Source organism: Sphingobium yanoikuyae (genome assembly GCF_034424525.1).
GTDB lineage: Bacteria > Pseudomonadota > Alphaproteobacteria > Sphingomonadales > Sphingomonadaceae > Sphingobium > Sphingobium yanoikuyae.
In genome coordinates this window covers 1,711,469-1,727,401 of record NZ_CP139979.1, presented here as the reverse complement: position 1 = coordinate 1,727,401, position 15,933 = coordinate 1,711,469, and the positions used below count along the sequence as shown (strand labels likewise).

General features: G+C 64.8%; 9 protein-coding genes. 3 read left to right on the top strand and 6 right to left on the bottom strand.

Translation table 11 applies throughout. The features are described from left to right. Positions 1-10: 10 nt before the first annotated feature. Both U0025_RS07905 and U0025_RS07900 read right to left on the bottom strand, forming a co-directional pair. On the bottom strand, positions 11-2,965 hold the full coding sequence (locus U0025_RS07905) for an amidohydrolase family protein (RefSeq protein ID WP_004212501.1): 2,955 nt from the start codon (positions 2,963-2,965) through the stop codon (positions 11-13). 13 nt (positions 2,966-2,978) lie between these two features. Next, the gene (locus tag U0025_RS07900; RefSeq protein WP_004212500.1) at positions 2,979-4,868 is read right to left on the bottom strand and encodes a gamma-glutamyltransferase family protein; all 1,890 of its coding nucleotides are present in this window, start codon (positions 4,866-4,868) and stop codon (positions 2,979-2,981) included. 529 nt (positions 4,869-5,397) lie between these two features. On the opposite strand from U0025_RS07900, the gene U0025_RS07895 reads away from it, so the two are divergent. Beyond that, on the top strand, positions 5,398-8,457 hold the full coding sequence (locus U0025_RS07895) for a TonB-dependent receptor domain-containing protein (protein WP_086012845.1): 3,060 nt from the start codon (positions 5,398-5,400) through the stop codon (positions 8,455-8,457). Between the two features lie 80 nt (positions 8,458-8,537). Further along, the gene (locus tag U0025_RS07890) at positions 8,538-10,403 is read left to right on the top strand and encodes a gamma-glutamyltransferase (protein WP_004212498.1); all 1,866 of its coding nucleotides are present in this window, start codon (positions 8,538-8,540) and stop codon (positions 10,401-10,403) included. A 52-nt stretch (positions 10,404-10,455) separates the two neighbouring features. Here the strand turns inward: U0025_RS07890 and U0025_RS07885 are convergent, their stop codons facing one another. The 4 genes from U0025_RS07885 to U0025_RS07870 form a co-directional block, all read right to left on the bottom strand. After that, a complete protein-coding gene (locus U0025_RS07885) occupies positions 10,456-11,901 on the bottom strand; it encodes an amino acid permease (protein WP_004212496.1) in 1,446 nt (481 codons plus the stop codon). A gap of 51 nt (positions 11,902-11,952) precedes the next feature. Beyond that, positions 11,953-12,603: a GntR family transcriptional regulator gene (locus tag U0025_RS07880; RefSeq protein WP_004212495.1), complete on the bottom strand. Its 651-nt coding sequence runs from the start codon at positions 12,601-12,603 to the stop codon at positions 11,953-11,955. A gap of 85 nt (positions 12,604-12,688) precedes the next feature. After that, a complete protein-coding gene (locus U0025_RS07875; protein WP_004212494.1) occupies positions 12,689-13,696 on the bottom strand; it encodes a 4-hydroxyproline epimerase in 1,008 nt (335 codons plus the stop codon). Next, positions 13,696-14,610 carry a dihydrodipicolinate synthase family protein gene (locus tag U0025_RS07870; RefSeq protein WP_004212493.1) on the bottom strand — a complete coding sequence of 305 codons (915 nt, stop codon included), beginning with the start codon at positions 14,608-14,610 and terminating at the stop codon, positions 13,696-13,698. Before U0025_RS07870 ends, U0025_RS07875 begins: the two co-directional genes overlap by 1 nt. Positions 14,611-14,679: 69 nt before the next feature. Between U0025_RS07870 and U0025_RS07865 the strand changes: the two genes are divergently transcribed. Then, entirely contained in the window at positions 14,680-15,930 is a 1,251-nt protein-coding gene (locus U0025_RS07865) for an NAD(P)/FAD-dependent oxidoreductase (RefSeq protein WP_174320760.1), read from the top strand. Positions 15,931-15,933 lie beyond the last annotated feature (3 nt).

Genomic DNA, 15,933 nt, shown 5'->3' with positions numbered 1-15,933 from the left:
AGTCACCAGATCATTTCCGCATGCCGCCGGCAACGATGTCGTCCACGTCATGGATGACGCCGTTCATCATCACCTTCTTCACCTTGAAGGTGTTGGCGATGTCGGCGCGCGGATCGCCGTCGACCAGCACGATGTCGGCCAGCTTGCCGGCCTCCAGCGTGCCCGCATCCAGGTTCAGATCCTTCGCCGAATTGACGGTCGCGGTCTGGAGCGCCTGGAACGGCGTCAAGCCGGCGTCGACATAGGAGGAAATCTCCGCATGGAGATTGTTGGCGATCATCGTGTCGGTGCCTGCCGTCACCAGTGTGCCGGCATCATACATTTTCTTAAGGCTCTTATATTGCCCCTCCAGCAACGGGCGCAGCATGCTGGCCATCGGATCGGCTTCGGTGATCGTTTCCCGTGCCCAGACCGGATAGAGGTTGAGGCGCGGGTCGTCCTTGTAGCCGGGATGCTTGGCCAGATAGGGCGTCATCGCGCCGAAATGGGTCGGCGTCAGCGTCCGGCCGCTACGACCGAAAAGCTGGATCACATCCTCATAGGCCATGCCCTGTGGCCCCTGCTTGGGCGAATAGCCGCGCCGGCTGGTCGCGCCCATATGCTCGGTGCCATCGACGCCGGAAAAGGCAGCCGGGAAGATTTCATGGCCGCTGACCGGTATGCCCATCTCATGGGCGGCACGCACGATCTGGCGCTGGAACAGGTCGGGCATGCGCACATAGCTTTTGATCATGTCATAATGGAGCGCGCGCATGCGGGTGAACTCCCGCTCCAGATGGGCCGGGCTGGAGACCGCCACGCCCATCTTGTAATAGACGCGCTGCCATTCGAGCAGCGGCCCGGCGACATAGAGGCGCGGTGACAGGCGCACGCCCGATTCCGCCGCCTCTCGATCCTCCACTGCATCATAGATTTGCGTGCCCGGATCGCGCACCGTGGTGATGCCATAGGCAAGCCAGGCCCGTTCCAGATTGGAGCCGAAATCCTTCTGGGCATGGGAATGATGCTCGATCAGGCCGGGAATGGCGGTAAGCCCCGTGCCGTCGACAAAATGCTCCGCCTGGTGCAGCGCGGGATCATGGTCGCGGATTTCGGCGATGCGGTGGCCGTCGACGATGATGTCCTTGTCATGCTGGGTCACGTCATGGACGGAGTCCACGAGATTGCTGACATGGATGACGGTGCGCCCGGTCGGGTTGGCGATGCGATAGGTCAGATCCAGCGGAATGTCGGTGATCGCGCCGGTTTCGGTGTCGAGCGACTTCAGCTTGTCGGCCGACTGGAACAGGATCGTCTTGTTGTCGCCCGCCCAGCTCGGGAAATAGGAGATGTCGGAGGTGTAGGAACGCGGCGGTCCCAGCGGCTTGCCGTCGGCGGCCACCGGCCAGATCTTCAGCAGCCCCTCATAGATGGCGGCCATCTTCGTTCCGTCGGGCGACCAGGCAGGACCGCCACCAGCGCGGGTGTCCATCGACATATTGGGTTCGGGCAGATGCCAGAAGGCTTTGCCTACGCCATCGGTCGGCACCATGTAGACCTGGTTGGTGCCCTCGCGGAAGCTGTTGGAATATTTGTAGGATAGCGGGATGGCGACATATTTGCCGTCGGGCGACCAGCTGGGGCTGCCGGGCTGGCCCAGCGATCCCTGAAGGCGGGTGATCTTGCCGGTCGCGACATCGACCACGCACAGGCCGGCGACGCCCCAGCGGCCGTCGACATCGATATAGGCGATCCGCGTGCCGTCATGCGACCAGGCGGCGCCCAGCGGCTGGGTGTCGATATCGGTCAGCCGGCGATCCTTGCCGGTCTTCATGTCGCGGATCCACAGTTGCGGCAGGCCACCGCCCTTGTCGGAGGTATAGACCAGGCTCTGGCCATCGGGCGACCAGGCCGGATCGGTGTCGAGCGCGCCATCCTTGGTCAGATTCTCCGGCACCCCGCCCTTAGACGACATGACATAGAGATCGCCGAGCGCGGCAAAGGCGATGCGGCTGCCGTCGGGCGACAAGGTCGGGTGGACGATGCCCAGCGCCTTGCGCGGCGCGGTCGAATCCCAGTCGCGCTTGGCGCGGGCGTAGCTGGGCTTGACCACCTCAAGCGTGGCAGCGAAGTTGACGGTCGACAGGCTGGTGCCCTTGCGGCTGCGGATCTTGCCGTCGGACACATAATAGTAACCGCCCTTCCCCCAGGACACACGGAAGGGGAAGACATTCTCGGCGCCGCTGACGGCCTTGCCATCGACCTCCAGACGGCTGCCCTGGGCGTCCTGCACCACATAGGCGAGTTCGCCGCCGGGGCCGAAGGAGGGCGCATCGATCTTGCCCTGCACCTGCTTCAACAGGCTTTCCTGCCCATCGGCAAGGGCCGTGACATAGAGGGCGGTCTTGGCGCCGTCCGTGCCGGAATAGGCGATGCGCGCGCCGTCGGGCGACCAGCTGGGCATGCGATCCTCGCGCCCGTTGCTGCTGACCTGCTTCATCGCGCCGCTGGCGATGTCCAGCGTCCAGATGTCGTAATTGCCGCTGCGGTCAGATGAAAAGGCGATCGTCCGGCCGTCGGGCGACCAGGCCGGCTCGCGATCATCATAAGCGCCCTCGGTCAGCTTGCGCATGTCGCTGCCGTCGGGCTTGATCGTCCAGAGATCATAATTGCCGTCGCGATAGGAAAAATAGGCGAGGCGCGAACCGTCGGGCGACCAGACCGGCTGGCGGGCATCGTTGAAATAGTCGGTGATCCGCTTCGCCTTGCCGCCGCTGGTCGGGATGATCCACAGGCTCCCCTGCAGGTCGACCGCCAGCCATTTGCCGTCGGGCGATACCGACACCGCCATGGAGGTGCCTTCATGCACATCGAAGGCGATCGGGGTCTCGCCGCCGGGCGGGGGCAGATTGGCGGGCTGGGCATAGGCCTGGACGGCGCCGGCCGACAACAGGGCCAGCGACAGAAGCTTGAAGGCAGATTTCATCGGATCGATCCCCTTACCAACCAAATATATAGCGTTCGCGGCGCACATCCGCGCCGCCGCGCAGCGTGCCGCTGCCCGGCACCACGCCGGCCGCGACGATGCCGGTCGACACCGCGAACGGCCCCAGCACGTCCAGCTTGTGACCGCGCGCGGTCAGATCGTCGCGCACCGCCTCTGGTACGCGATCCTCGATTTCCAGTACGCCCGGCTCATCCTTCTTGATGCCGAAGGAGCCGTGGAAATGATTGGAGTTGATGCGCGGCGCCTCGATCGCGGCCTGGAGCGGCTGGTTGAAGGCCAGCACCCGCAGCAGCACGTTCATGATCTGCTGATCCTGATTGTCGCCGCCCGGCGTCCCGATCGCCAGATAGGGCTGGCCATCCTTGAGCACCATCGATGGCGACAGGGTGGTGCGCGGCCGCTTGCCCGGCACCAGGACATTGGGGCTTTCCGGATCAAGGTCGAACACGGTCAGGCGGTTGCTCATCGGCACGCCGGTATCGCCCGCAATATAGGCGCCGCCCAGCATCCAGCCGGAACTGGGCGTGCAGGAAAAGAGGTTACCGTCCTTGTCCACCACCTCGATCGCCGTCGTATCAGCGGTTGGCTTGGGCGGGGCCTTCAACATATGCGGCGTGAATTGCGGCGTGGTCCGCGCCTTGCCCTCGAACGCCCAGGGATTGCCGAAGCGATGCTCCAGCGAGGCACGCGGGCCGATCTGCCTGGCCCGCTGCGCCGCATAGTCCTTCGACAACAGCCCCTTCATTGGCACCGTCGCGAAATCGGGATCGCCAAAATACATGTTGCGATCGTCGAAGGCGAGCTTGATTGCCTCGGCAACGGTGTGGAGATAGGGCGCCGAGCCCGGCTCCATCGTCGCGATCCCGGCCGCCTCGGCAATGTTGAGCGCCATCAGCATGGCCGGACCTTGGCTCCAGAAACCCGCCTTGCAGACCTGATAGCCAAAGACGCTGGTCATCGCCGGCGCCTCGACCTTGCCCTTATATTTGGCCAGATCCTCGTAGCGCATCAGGCCGCCGTCCCGCTCCATCGCGGCGCCGATCCGGCGGGCGATGTCGCCCTTGTAGAAGGCATCACGCCCAGCCTGGATCGCCGCCTTGCGATCGCCGCTCTTCTTGAACGCGGCGGCATCGGCGTCGGCAATGATCCGCATCGTGCGGGCGAGATTGGGCTGGCGGAAAATCTCCCCGGTCCTGGGCAATTGGCCACCGGGATAATAGGCGTCGTAGGCGTCCTTGTATTTGGACGTCGCCTTCTGCTGGCTGACGAACACTTCGGCCAGGAAATTATACATGACGAAACCGTCGGCCAGCTCGATCGCCGGCTGCATCACGTCATGCAGGCCCATCGTGCCGTTGAGCTGGAGCGCGAGCGCCATTGCATCGACCATCGCCGGCACGGTGCCGCCATTGGGGCCATTGCCCGGAATGACGCCGGCATCGGCGAACTTGTCGGGCGTGGCCAGCCCCGGCGCAACGCCCTGGCCACTGATCAGCGACACTTTCTTCGTCTTGCCGTCATAGATGATGGTCGGCGCTTCACCGCCAAAACCGAAATGCGAAATCTCGGTCACGGCCGCGGCAAAGACCGCCGCCACACCGGCGTCGGTCGCATTGCCGCCGGCCAGCAGGATGCGCGTACCTGCCGCCACGGCATAGTGGCGCCCGGCCGCGACGATGCCGAACTGGCCGACGATCTCTGGCCGCAGCGTTTCGCCCGCGCTAACCAATCTGGTTGGCTCTATCGCCGCCTTGCCGGGCTTTGCCGGCGCATTGCCCGCCTGGGCGGAGGCTGGCCCGGCACCCGCGACCAGGGCCGCACCGGCCATGGCCGACGCCGCGAACTCCCGCCGGGTCACCCCCTGCTTTGCGTTATCGCTCATCGATGGAATCCCCTGTTTTCGGCCTGTCCGGCATCACCCGAGGGAAGGCGTTTGCCGGCCGATACGCGCAACAACGAGCCAACCCGATTTTTCCGCTATATGCCGGTAAATCCGATTTTATTTCAAAAATATTTCGAAACATATGGCGGAAATTTCACGCCCATCAGTTCTAGCGCAATGAACGCGCACAATGGTGGGTGTTGTGCCCGGAAAAAGCCTTGCCGTCGTGAGGGCGACAGCAGCAACGATTTCCCACGCAAGGGATGATGCCGGAACTCCAGTTTTTCGGGAGGGCCTGCAAATGCACTATCTGAACGGTCATCAATAAGCATGGGTCGCTGCACGCGTCGTGCGGCGCCGACATTTGCCGACCTCCCCAAACTCTGAACCGGAAAGGCACCTTTGCCTAACGGCGCGAAGCTCAAGGCTTCATCACAGGGGAACAATAATGACGAGAGAAAGAGGAAAGACGCTTTTCGCCTTAACCACCGCCCTAACCAGTGCCAGTCTCTGGGCGTTGACGGCCGGCATGGCCCAGGCCCAGTCCAGCACAGAAGCCGCCCCGCAGGCCGGTGAACCGGCCGCTGCGGAAATCGTCGTCATCGGTTCCCAGATCAAGGGCGCCAATACCGCCGGCGCGCTGCCGGTCAGCCTGGTCGGCGAAGAGCAGATCGAGGCCGTGGCCGCCGTTTCGGGTGCGGACCTCTATCGCTCCATCCCGCAACTGGGCGGCGTCACCTTCAACGAACAGGTGCTGGGCGGCGGCAACGCCAACGCCGCGCGCGGCGACGTATCGACCGTTTCGCTGCGTGGCCTGGGCCAGGGCAATACGTTGCTGCTGATCAACGGCCGCCGCACCGTGCTGCACCCGACATCGCAGGCGATCACCGGCGTGGTCGATTCCGGCGTCCCGACCTTCGGCTACAACGCCAACACCATTCCCGTCGGCAATATCGAGCGCGTCGAAGTGCTACGCGACGGCGCGGCGGCGCTCTATGGCTCTGACGCGGTTGCCGGCGTCGTCAACAATGTGCTCCAGTCCGACTACAAGGGCGCCAAGTTCGACGTCCAATATGGCGGCGCGGAAGGCACCAATCTGCGCGAATTTGCCGCCAATGGCCTGGTCGGCTTCGATTTCGACGAAGGCCGCGGCAATATCTCGATCTTCGGCGGCTATGCCCAGAAGTCGAAACTCTATCTCAGCGACCAGGATTATACCGCCAGCGTCGATCGGCGCGGCTATGTCGCTGGCACCCCCTTCGCCAATGTCGCGGCCTGGAACGGCACCAGCACCAGCACGCCCTGGGGCACCTTCCGCGTCGTCCGCCCCGGCGGCGGCGCCAATTTCCTCAACCAGACGCTCACCAGCAACGGCACTGCCTTCACCAACAGTTCGGGCCAGTTCCACATCCAGCCCAGCACCAATGCCGGTTGTCGCATCGCGTCGGGCACGCCGGACACCTGCTATGATGACGGCAATGGCGCGACGGAAATGTCGGGCGCGGATTCCAACCTGCGCTTCAATTCGCCGGCAACCTTCGACGACCTGACCGCCCAGCCTTCGGTCAAGCGCATCAATATCTTCTCCTACATCAACTATGAACTGTCGGACGCCCTGTCCTTCTTCGGCGAGGTCGGCTTCTATCGCGGCAAGACCAGTTCGACGATCGGCGCCCCCGGCTCGCTCGCCAACATCCCGATCACCGTGGCGGCCAATGCCTATTGGAACCCGCTCGGCCCGGTCGGATCGCCCAACCGCCTGCCCGGCCTCGATCTTTCGGTGGTTCCGGCCGAGGGGCTGCCGGTCCAGATCACCTCGCTCAGCTATGTCGATGTGGGATCGCGCAAGGTCGACGTGACCAATTACCAATATCGTTTCCTGGGCGGCCTGCGCGGCAGTATCGGCGATTTCGACTGGGAATCGGCCGGCCTCTACACCTGGGCCACGGCCAAGGACACGCAGGAGAATTTCTCCAACACGCTGCTGCAACAGGCGATCAACAAGACCACGCCCGACGCCTACAACCCGTTCAACGGCGGCTGCGTCGATACGCCCTCGATCGGCGACTGCACGCCTAACAGCCAGTCCACGATCGACAGCTTCATGATCGAGGCGACCCGCAAGACCCGCACATCGCTGGCCTTGTGGGACTTCAAGGTGTCGAACGCCAATCTGCTGGGCCTGTGGGCCGACAACAGCATCGGCGTCGCGGCCGGCATCGAATGGCGGCGCGAGACCTATCATGACAATCGCTCCACCTATCAGGGCGGCATTGCCGGGGTCGACACCACCTATACCGACGCGGTCACCGGCGTCTTCTATGGCTCCGACCTTGGCGGTGCCAGCCCCAGCCCGGACGTGCGCGGCAAGCGCAACGTGAAGTCCGCCTATGCCGAACTCGCCATTCCGATCTTCAGCCCGGAAATGGAAATCCCCATGTTCCGTCGCCTGAATTTCCAGGTCGCGGGCCGTTACGAGGATTATAGCGACGTCGGTTCGGTGGCGAAGCCCAAGGTCGCGGGATCATGGGAATTGCTGGAGGGCATGATGCTGCGCGGCTCCTGGTCGCAGGGCTTCCGTGCGCCGAACCTGGAGGTCATCAACACCTCCACGCTCGATCGCGTCAATGGCGGCTTCGACTATGTGCTGTGCGACGCCGATGTCCGCTCCGGGCGCGCGACCAACTTCTCCAGCGCGGTCTGCAACGTGTCGGTGCTGCGTCGCAGCGGCGGCAACCCGAACCTGAAGCCCGAAGAATCGACCAGCTGGAGCTTCGGCGCCGTGCTGTCGCCGAAACTGGGCGATGGCCTCGGCAAGGTCACCTTCACCGTCGACCGCTGGAAGATCCAGCAGAAGAATGTCGTGGGCCTGCTCGACTATCAGAATGCGCTCAACCTCGACTATCTGCTGCGCACCCAGGGCAGCAGCAATCCCAACGTCATCCGCCGCGATCCAACGGCGGACGATATCGCCCGCGTCGCCGGCACCGGGCTCGCACCGGTCGGCGAACTGCTCTACGTCGTCGCCAATTTCCAGAATCTGCTGCCGGTCACCGTTCAGGGCATCGACTTCAATCTGGACTATTTCCTGCCCACGACGTCGGTCGGCACCTTCTCGCTCAACGTGAATGCCTCGCGCCTGATCAGCTATTATGTCGACGCCCCGGCGGGCGTGCAGCAGGTGATTGCGGGACAGGCCGCTGGCGAGATCAATGCCGGCGTACCGATCCAGGGCGGCGGCGACGTCATCGGCCGCGATGGCCAACCGCGCTGGCGGCTTTCGGCAACCTTCGACTGGTCGCTCGGCCCGTGGAAGATCGGCGCCTTCACGCAATATATCGACAGCGTCTATGAAAATGGCGTGCGTGATGCGTCCGCCAATCCCTGGACGGTGAAGGGCCAGACGACGGTCAATCTCTACGGCCAATATACGTTCAAGAATGACGGCCCATTGAACGGCACCACCGTTCAGATTGGCGCGCGCAACATCTTCGACAAGGATCCGCCGCTGGCATCGGGCGGCTATCTGTCGAACCTCTACCAGCCGCAGGCGCGCTACTGGTACACCAGCCTGAAGAAGGTCTTCTAAAGGCTTGCAAGACATGGGCACGGCGCGATGCTGCCGTGCCCATTCCCCCCTTTTCCTTTCCCCTGCAAGGTCGCCCCGCCATGTCCGATACGCCCCCATCCTTCCTGGATCGCCGCGAAATGCTGGCCGCCGGCCTTGCCGGCATGGCGCTCACCGCCCTGCCCGGCCGCGCTTGGGCTCAATCGGGCGCACGCGCGCCCGACGCGCCCCGCACCGGCAGCGCCAGCGTCGCCGCGCACCGGGTCGAAGTGCCCATGCCGCATGGCGGCGTGACCGCCGGCCATCCGCTGGCGGCCATGGCCGGCACCCGCATGCTGATGCAAGGCGGCACCGCGGCCGACGCCGTGGTCGCGGCGATGGCGGTCATGAACGTGGTCGAACCCTGGGCATCCAGCGCGGGCGGCAACGGCTTTGCCACCTGCCTCGATCGCAAGACCGGCAAGGTCCAGTCACTGGCCTTCACCGGCGGCGCGCCGCGCCTGCTTGATCCCGATGGCGATCCCAAGGCGCTGGACCATGGTCCCAAGGCACTGACCGTGCCGGGCGCCTTTGGCGGCTGGATCGCGCTGGCCCGCCGGTTCGGCAAATTGCCGCTCTCGACCCTGCTTGAACCGGCGATCGGCTATGCCCGCGATGGTCACCCGCTCGATGCCTCCATCGCCATGTTCATCACGCGCGCGCAAAAGACGCTGGCGCTTTATCCGACCAGCGCCGCGATCTTCCTGCCCGGTGGCCAGCCTCCCGCCCCGCGATCCATCTTCCGCAATCCCGATCTCGCCCGTAGCTTTCAGGCCCTTGCCGATGCGGAGAGCCAGGCGCTCAAGGGCGGCGCCGATCGCGATCGTGCCTTGCAGGCGGCGCATGACTATTTCTACACCGGCCCGATCGCGCAGGAATTTGCTCGCTTCTCGGCACAGACGGGCGGCTGGCTGCGGCTCGATGACCTCAAGGCCTATCAGCCGCGCTGGGACGATCCGGTCACGACCAATTATCGCGGGCTGGACGTCTATTGCAGCCCGCTCACCTCGCGCACGGGGCTGGAATTGTGCGAGCAGCTCAATCTTGTGGAGGGGTTCGATCTGGCCGCGCTGCCCGCCGACGATCCGCTCTTCACCCATTATCTGATCGAGGCGATCAAGGTCGCGAAGGCCGATGTCTATAAATATGCCGCCGATCCCAAATTCGCCAAGACGCCGGTCGAGGGCCTGCTGTCCAAGCGCTTCGCCGCCGAGCGACGCAAGCTGATCGATGCCGCCCGCGCGGGCCTCTATCCCGATGGCGGCAATGCCGCCGCCTTCGACCGTGCCGCGCTGGAACGGGCACGGCAGGATTTCGCGCATCAGGGTGACGACCACACGCGCGGCGGCGACACCACCAGCCTGTCGGCGGTCGATGCCGACGGCAATGCCATCGCGGTCACGACGACGGTCGGCGGCGGCTTCGGCACCTTCCTGGTGATGGGCAATACCGGCATATTGTTCAACAACGGCCTGCGCCTGGGGTCGTCCGCCCCCTATGCCGGCCATCCCAACAAGGTCGCACCGGGCAAGATCGCCCTGCTCGGCAATGGCCCGACCATCGTGCTCGACAAGGGCCGGCTGAAACTGGTCTTCGGCTCGCCCGGCGGCGAGACGATCGGCCAGACCCAGTTCCAGTTCCTGGTCAATGTCGTTGATCGCGGCCTGCCGATCCAGACCGCAATCGAGGCGCCGCGCTTCGCGCTCGACGCCGATCCCAATTTCTACAAGCCCGGCGCGGCGATCACCGTGCAGGCGGAACGGCGCTTCCCGGACGCCACGATCCAGCGGCTGACCGCGATGGGGCACAAGATCGAGCTGGTCGGTCCCTATGCGATCGGCAGCGTGCAGGGCATTTTGGCCGATGCGTCGGGCGCCCGCATGGCCGGCGCCGATCCCCGACGCATGGGCTATGCTGTGGGCTATTGAGCAAGCCGGCCAGTCGCGGCGACGCGGCTGACCGGCTCGGGTCAAGGCTGCACTATTCCGGCAAGCCTTCCTCGCTAGCCGCATGGCCCGTGGTGCGCAGCAGGCTGCGACCCCGGCTATAGGCGAAATAGAGGGCCAGGCCGACGAGGTTCCACAGGCCAAAGCGCAGCAGCGTCTTTTCAGGCAGGCTGATCAGCAGATAGAGGCAGCCGATAATCGCCAGCGTGCCGACCAGATAGGGCTGCGGACAGCGAAACACGCGCTTCATCTCCGGCGCCTTGCGGCGCAGCGCCATCATGCAGCCGGCAACCGCGATGAAGGCAATCAGCGTGCCGGCATTGGCCAGCTCGGCAATCTCGTCGAGGCGGAAGAAGCCGGCGACGGCCGCGACGAAGACGCCGGTGATCGCGGTGATGCGGGCAGGCGAGCCGGTCTTTTCCGACACCTTGCTGAGCGATCGCGGCAGCAGGCCGTCACGCGCCATGACGAAGAAGATGCGGCTCTGGCCATACATCATGACCAGGATGACGGAGGGCAGCGCCACCAGCGCGGCGCCCGCCACCAGCCAGGCGGCAACCGGATGCTCCAGCGTGCGCAACACCAGCGCCAGCGGTTCGGACGAACCGGCCAGCGCCCGATAGTCGAGCGCACCGATCGCCGCGACCGCGACCGCCATATAGATGAGGGTGCAGACCGCCATCGATCCGACGATGCCGATGGTGAGGTCACGGCCAGGATTGCGCGCTTCCTCTGCCGAGGTCGCAACCGCATCGAAACCGTAAAAGGCGAAGAAGACGATCGCCGCCGCCGCCATCACGCCGCGCGTCATGCCACCTTCCACATGACTGACGAAGCCATAGGGCATGAAGGGCTGGAGATGGTCGGACTGGAAGGCGGGGAGCGCCAGCGCGACGAAGGCGGCCAGCGCGGTCAGCTTGATGACCACCAGGACGATGTTGAGCGTCGCGCTTTCCCGCGTGCCCGCGATCAGCATGCCGGCGATCGCCAGTGCCACAAGCACGGCAGGCAGGTTGACGATGCCACCGCCATGCGGCCCGGCGAGCAGCATCGGCGGCAGGCTGATCCCCGCCTGCTGTACCCAGCCGACCAGATAGCCCGACCAGCCGACCGCCACGGTGCTGCACGCCAGCGAGTATTCCAGGATCAGGCTCCACCCCACTACCCAGGCCAGCGTCTCCCCCAGCACCGAATAGGTGTAGGTATAGGCGCTGCCCGCGGTCGGGATCAGCGTGGCCAGTTCGGCATAGGCCAGCGCAGCGCAGGCGCATACGGCCCCCGCAATGGCGAAGGCCAGGATCACCGCCGGCCCTGCTCGGTCGGCGCCCACGCCGGTCAGCGTGTAGATGCCGGTGCCGACGATCGCCCCGACCCCCAGCGCGATCAGATGCGGCCAGGACAATGTCTTGCGCAACTGCTGATGCTGCGCGTGATGACCGGCGCCGATCGGCTTGATCGGTCCCCAAAATCCAGTGCTCAACCGAAATTTCCTTCCCTGTTCTTATGGACGTTCCGGTTGCTCGGTTATGGTTCAGTCGTCGGCGTCGAGCTGAACCATGAGATCGTCCATGGTTTTGCGGATATGTGCGACCGTGAGTTCGCGGATCAGTTGGCCGTCGCGGGCAAGCCAGGCATCGAGCATCTCGCGATGTTCGTCATTGGCGCGTTCGTCGCGGCCGAGCGGCTCCAGATGCTTGCGGACATAGCGTTCCGACAGAATATGGAGCCGTTCGAGAATATTGACCGACAGCGGCTGGTTGCTGGGACGCAGCAGCGCCATGTGGAAGGCGCGGTTGAACGCGCCCACCCCGTCGCCGCCTTCGTCGGTGACCTGATAGAGGGTGGCCAGCGTGTTGATCGCGGCCTGATGCTCCGCCTCGTCCGCCCGTTCGGCGGCCAACGCCATAACATCGGGTTCCAGCTTCAGGCGCAGCGCATAGACTTCGTCCGCCTCCACCCGATTGAGGCTGCGCACGAAGAAGCCGCGATTGGCCTGCGACTTGAGCAACCCTTCCTGCTCCAGTCGGGCCAGTGCCTCGCGCAGCGGAATCTTGCTGATCCCCAGTTCGGCGGCCAGCGCATCCTGGCGGATCGGCCCGTCGGGCGGCACCCGACCGGACAATATGCGCTCACGGACAAGGTCGACCAACTGGTCGGAGAGGTTTCGGATGACTAGGCTCATGCGGCGAGCATAGCACAGAGCGAACGACGGAATACAACTTCGTATATGATGGACGATCCCGCCCGCCCGCTCTGCAATGCCTGCCTCATACGACCGTGAAGCCGGCCCAGAACGGGTCTTCGCGATCGACCCAGATGGTGTTGAAGCCGGTGGCGATTGCCGATCCCTCGATCGAGGGGATGATCGCCTTCTGGTCGCCGATCATCGTCTCGGCCTCGACCCGGCCGATGAAGCGACTGCAAATATAGCTTTCATGCACGAACCGGTCGCCGACCTTCAGCTTGCCTTTGGCCGCCAGATGCGCCAGCCGCGCCGACGTGCCGGTGCCGCAGGGGCTGCGGTCAATCGCCCGCTCGCCGTAAAAGACGGCATTGCGACCATCCGCCCCCTCGCCCTTGGGCTTGTCGGCCCACAGCACATGGCTGACCCCCTTGATACTGGGTTCGAGCGGATGAACCGGTTGATATTGCGCGCGCACCAGTTCGCGAATGGTGCGGCTGAGTTCCACGATGCGCGATGCGCCGAGATCGTCGAGGCCGGTATAGGCACCCTGCGGTTCTACGATCGCGTAGTAATTGCCACCATAGGAGACATCGACGCTGAGCGGCCCGAAGCCCGGCACGTCGATTGCGATCCCCTCCGCCGCCAGATAGGCGGGGACGTTGCGGATCTTGACCGATGTCACGCGCTTGCCGTCGGTCGTGTAATCGATGTCGATGATGCCCGCGGGCACTTCGACCCGCAGCCTGCCCGGCGTCGCCGGCTGGATCAGGCCATTTTCCAGGCCGAACGTCACCATGCCGATCGTGCCATGACCACACATCGGCAGGCAGCCGCTGGTCTCGATGAAGAGAATACCGATGTCGGTATCGTCGCGCGTCGGCGGGTAGAGGAAACCGCCCGACATCATGTCATGGCCGCGCGGCTCGAAGCAGAGACTGGTCCGGATCCAGTCGAAGCGGTCGAGAAAGTCCAGGCGGCGTTCCGCCATGGACTTTCCCTTGAGCAGCGGCGCGCCGCCCGCGACCAGACGGACGGGGTTGCCCGCCGTATGGCCGTCTATGCAGAAGAAGGTGTGGCGCACCGCGGACATCAGACCGCCGTCAGGCTGGGCTGGGTGGCGGCGCACTGCTCGACCCAGCGGATGACGTCGGCGCGGCGCTGGCCTTCCAGCGGCATGCGCGGCAAACGGACATGCTCGGTGCCGCGTCCCATGATGCTTTCGGCCAGCTTGATCGACTGGACCAGATCATGATCGGCATCGAGATGCAGCAGCGGCATGAACCAGCGATAGATGCGCAGGGCTTCTTCCAGATCGCCCCGGTTGATCGCGGCGACCAGTGCCACGGATTCGCGCGGGAAAGCGCTGGTGAGACCGGAAATCCAGCCATGTGCGCCCAGCAACAGGCCCTCGAACGCGACATCGTCCAGGCCCGCCATCAGGATATAGCGGTCGCCGAACGCGTTGATCAGGTCGGTGAAGCGACGCGGGTCGGGCGCGCTTTCCTTGACCGCGACGATGTTGGGCGTGTCGGCGAGGCGGGTCAGCGCGTCGATGCCGATATTCACCCGATAGGCCGGCGGATTGTTGTAGAGCATGATCGGCAGCGACGTTGCCTTGGCCACCGTCTCGAAATGGGTGCAAAGCTCGCCCACGGTCGGCACATAGACCATGGCGGGCAGCAGCATCAGCCCATCGACACCCAGCTTTTCCGCGTCCTGCGCGAAGGTGACGGCGCGGCGAGTGGTGAATTCGGACACGCCGACCAGGATCGGCACGCGGCCGTCCACGACCTCGACCGCCGCCTTGACGACAGCACGCTTTTCTTCGGCTTCCAGCGAGTTGTTCTCCCCGCAGGTGCCGGCGATGATGAGGCCGTCGACGCCATCCTTCACCAGCGCATCCAGGACAGCCTGGGTTGCGGGGATATCAACGTCCAGATCGGGGGTGAACTGGGTGGTGGCGGCAGGGTAGACACCACGCCACGTCAATTTTGAGGAATTCACATAAGCCTCCGTTGAAACTTAGGATCGTATACGGTATCTAATTGTCAACGCCAAGTGAAAAGAAGTCAATTGACCCAACACGCAATCATCATCGGCGGCGGCATCGTCGGAATATCCTGCGCTATCCGATTGCAGGAAAAGGGAATTTCAACGCTGCTGATCGAACGGGAAAACCCGCTGCGCGGCGCGTCCTGGGGCAATGCCGGCCATGTCGCGGTGGAGCAGATCGATCCGCTCGCGTCGATGGCGACGGTGAAGAGCTTTCCCCGGCGGCTGTTCTGGCGCGGCGGCGCGCTCGGCCTGCCCTGGCGCGACATCGGTCGCTGGCTGCCCTTCTCGCTGCGCCTGTTGAACGCCGCGCGCCCGTCGCGCTTTGCGGCAGGACGCGCGGCGTTAAAGGCGCTGCTGGGTCAGGCGATGCCGGCCTGGCAGCGGATCGACGCGCTATGCGCCGGGCCGAGCCGCCTGATCGAGGATGGGCATTTCATCGTCTGGGAAAGCGAGACCAGCGCATTGGCCGGGCGCCGCGCCTGGATGGCCGCCGATTGCGGCACGGCGCGTTTCCGCGATGCGACGGCGCGCGAGATGGCCCTGCTCGAAGCCCTGTTCCCCCATCCGATCATCGGCGCGATTCGCTGTGAGGGCAGCGGCCGCATCGCCGACCCGACCCGGCTGGCGCAGGATCTGAGAGAGGTGCTGCTGGCGGCAGGCGGCCGGATCGAACAGGCAGATGTCACCGCACTTCCCACGCGTGATGGAAAGGCGCAGGTGCAACTGGCCGACGGCCGGACGCTGGACGCGGACCATGTCATCGTCGCGACCGGCGCCGCATCGGACGCATTGCTGCGCCCGCTCGGCCACAAGGTGCCAATCATCGCCGAACGCGGCTATCATCTGCAGACGCCGAACCCGCCCGAAGGCTGGCCGATGGACATGCCGCCGGTGGTGTTCGAGGATCGATCGATGATCGTCACCCGGTTCGAAAGCGGCCTGCGCGCAGCGAGCTTCGTCGAATTTTCCAGCCTTTCCGCCCAGCCGGACCCGCGCAAATGGCAAAGGCTGCGCGCCCATGCCGCCGCGCTGGGCCTGCCGATCGAGGCGGATGCCAGGCCCTGGATCGGCGCGCGCCCGACCCTGCCCGATTATCTGCCGGCGATCGGCCGGAGTGACCACGCGGAAAACCTGCTCTATGCGTTCGGCCACCAGCATCTGGGGCTGACATTGGGACCGCTGACCGGGGAAATCATCGCCGCGCTGGCCACCGGCGCACCGCCGCCGGCCGATGCCACGCCCTTTTCGCTCCGCCGCTTTGAAGGATAGATT

Excerpts from the sequence above, each read along its gene's own strand:
- U0025_RS07905 (WP_004212501.1), bottom strand. The coding sequence starts at position 2,965 with ATGAAATCTGCCTTCAAGCTTCTGTCGCTGGCCCTGTTGTCGGCCGGC.
- U0025_RS07900 (WP_004212500.1), bottom strand. The coding sequence starts at position 4,868 with ATGAGCGATAACGCAAAGCAGGGGGTGACCCGGCGGGAGTTCGCGGCG.
- U0025_RS07895 (WP_086012845.1), top strand. The coding sequence starts at position 5,398 with ATGGCCCAGGCCCAGTCCAGCACAGAAGCCGCCCCGCAGGCCGGTGAA.
- U0025_RS07890 (WP_004212498.1), top strand. The coding sequence starts at position 8,538 with ATGTCCGATACGCCCCCATCCTTCCTGGATCGCCGCGAAATGCTGGCC.
- U0025_RS07880 (WP_004212495.1), bottom strand. The coding sequence starts at position 12,603 with ATGAGCCTAGTCATCCGAAACCTCTCCGACCAGTTGGTCGACCTTGTC.
- U0025_RS07875 (WP_004212494.1), bottom strand. The coding sequence starts at position 13,696 with ATGTCCGCGGTGCGCCACACCTTCTTCTGCATAGACGGCCATACGGCG.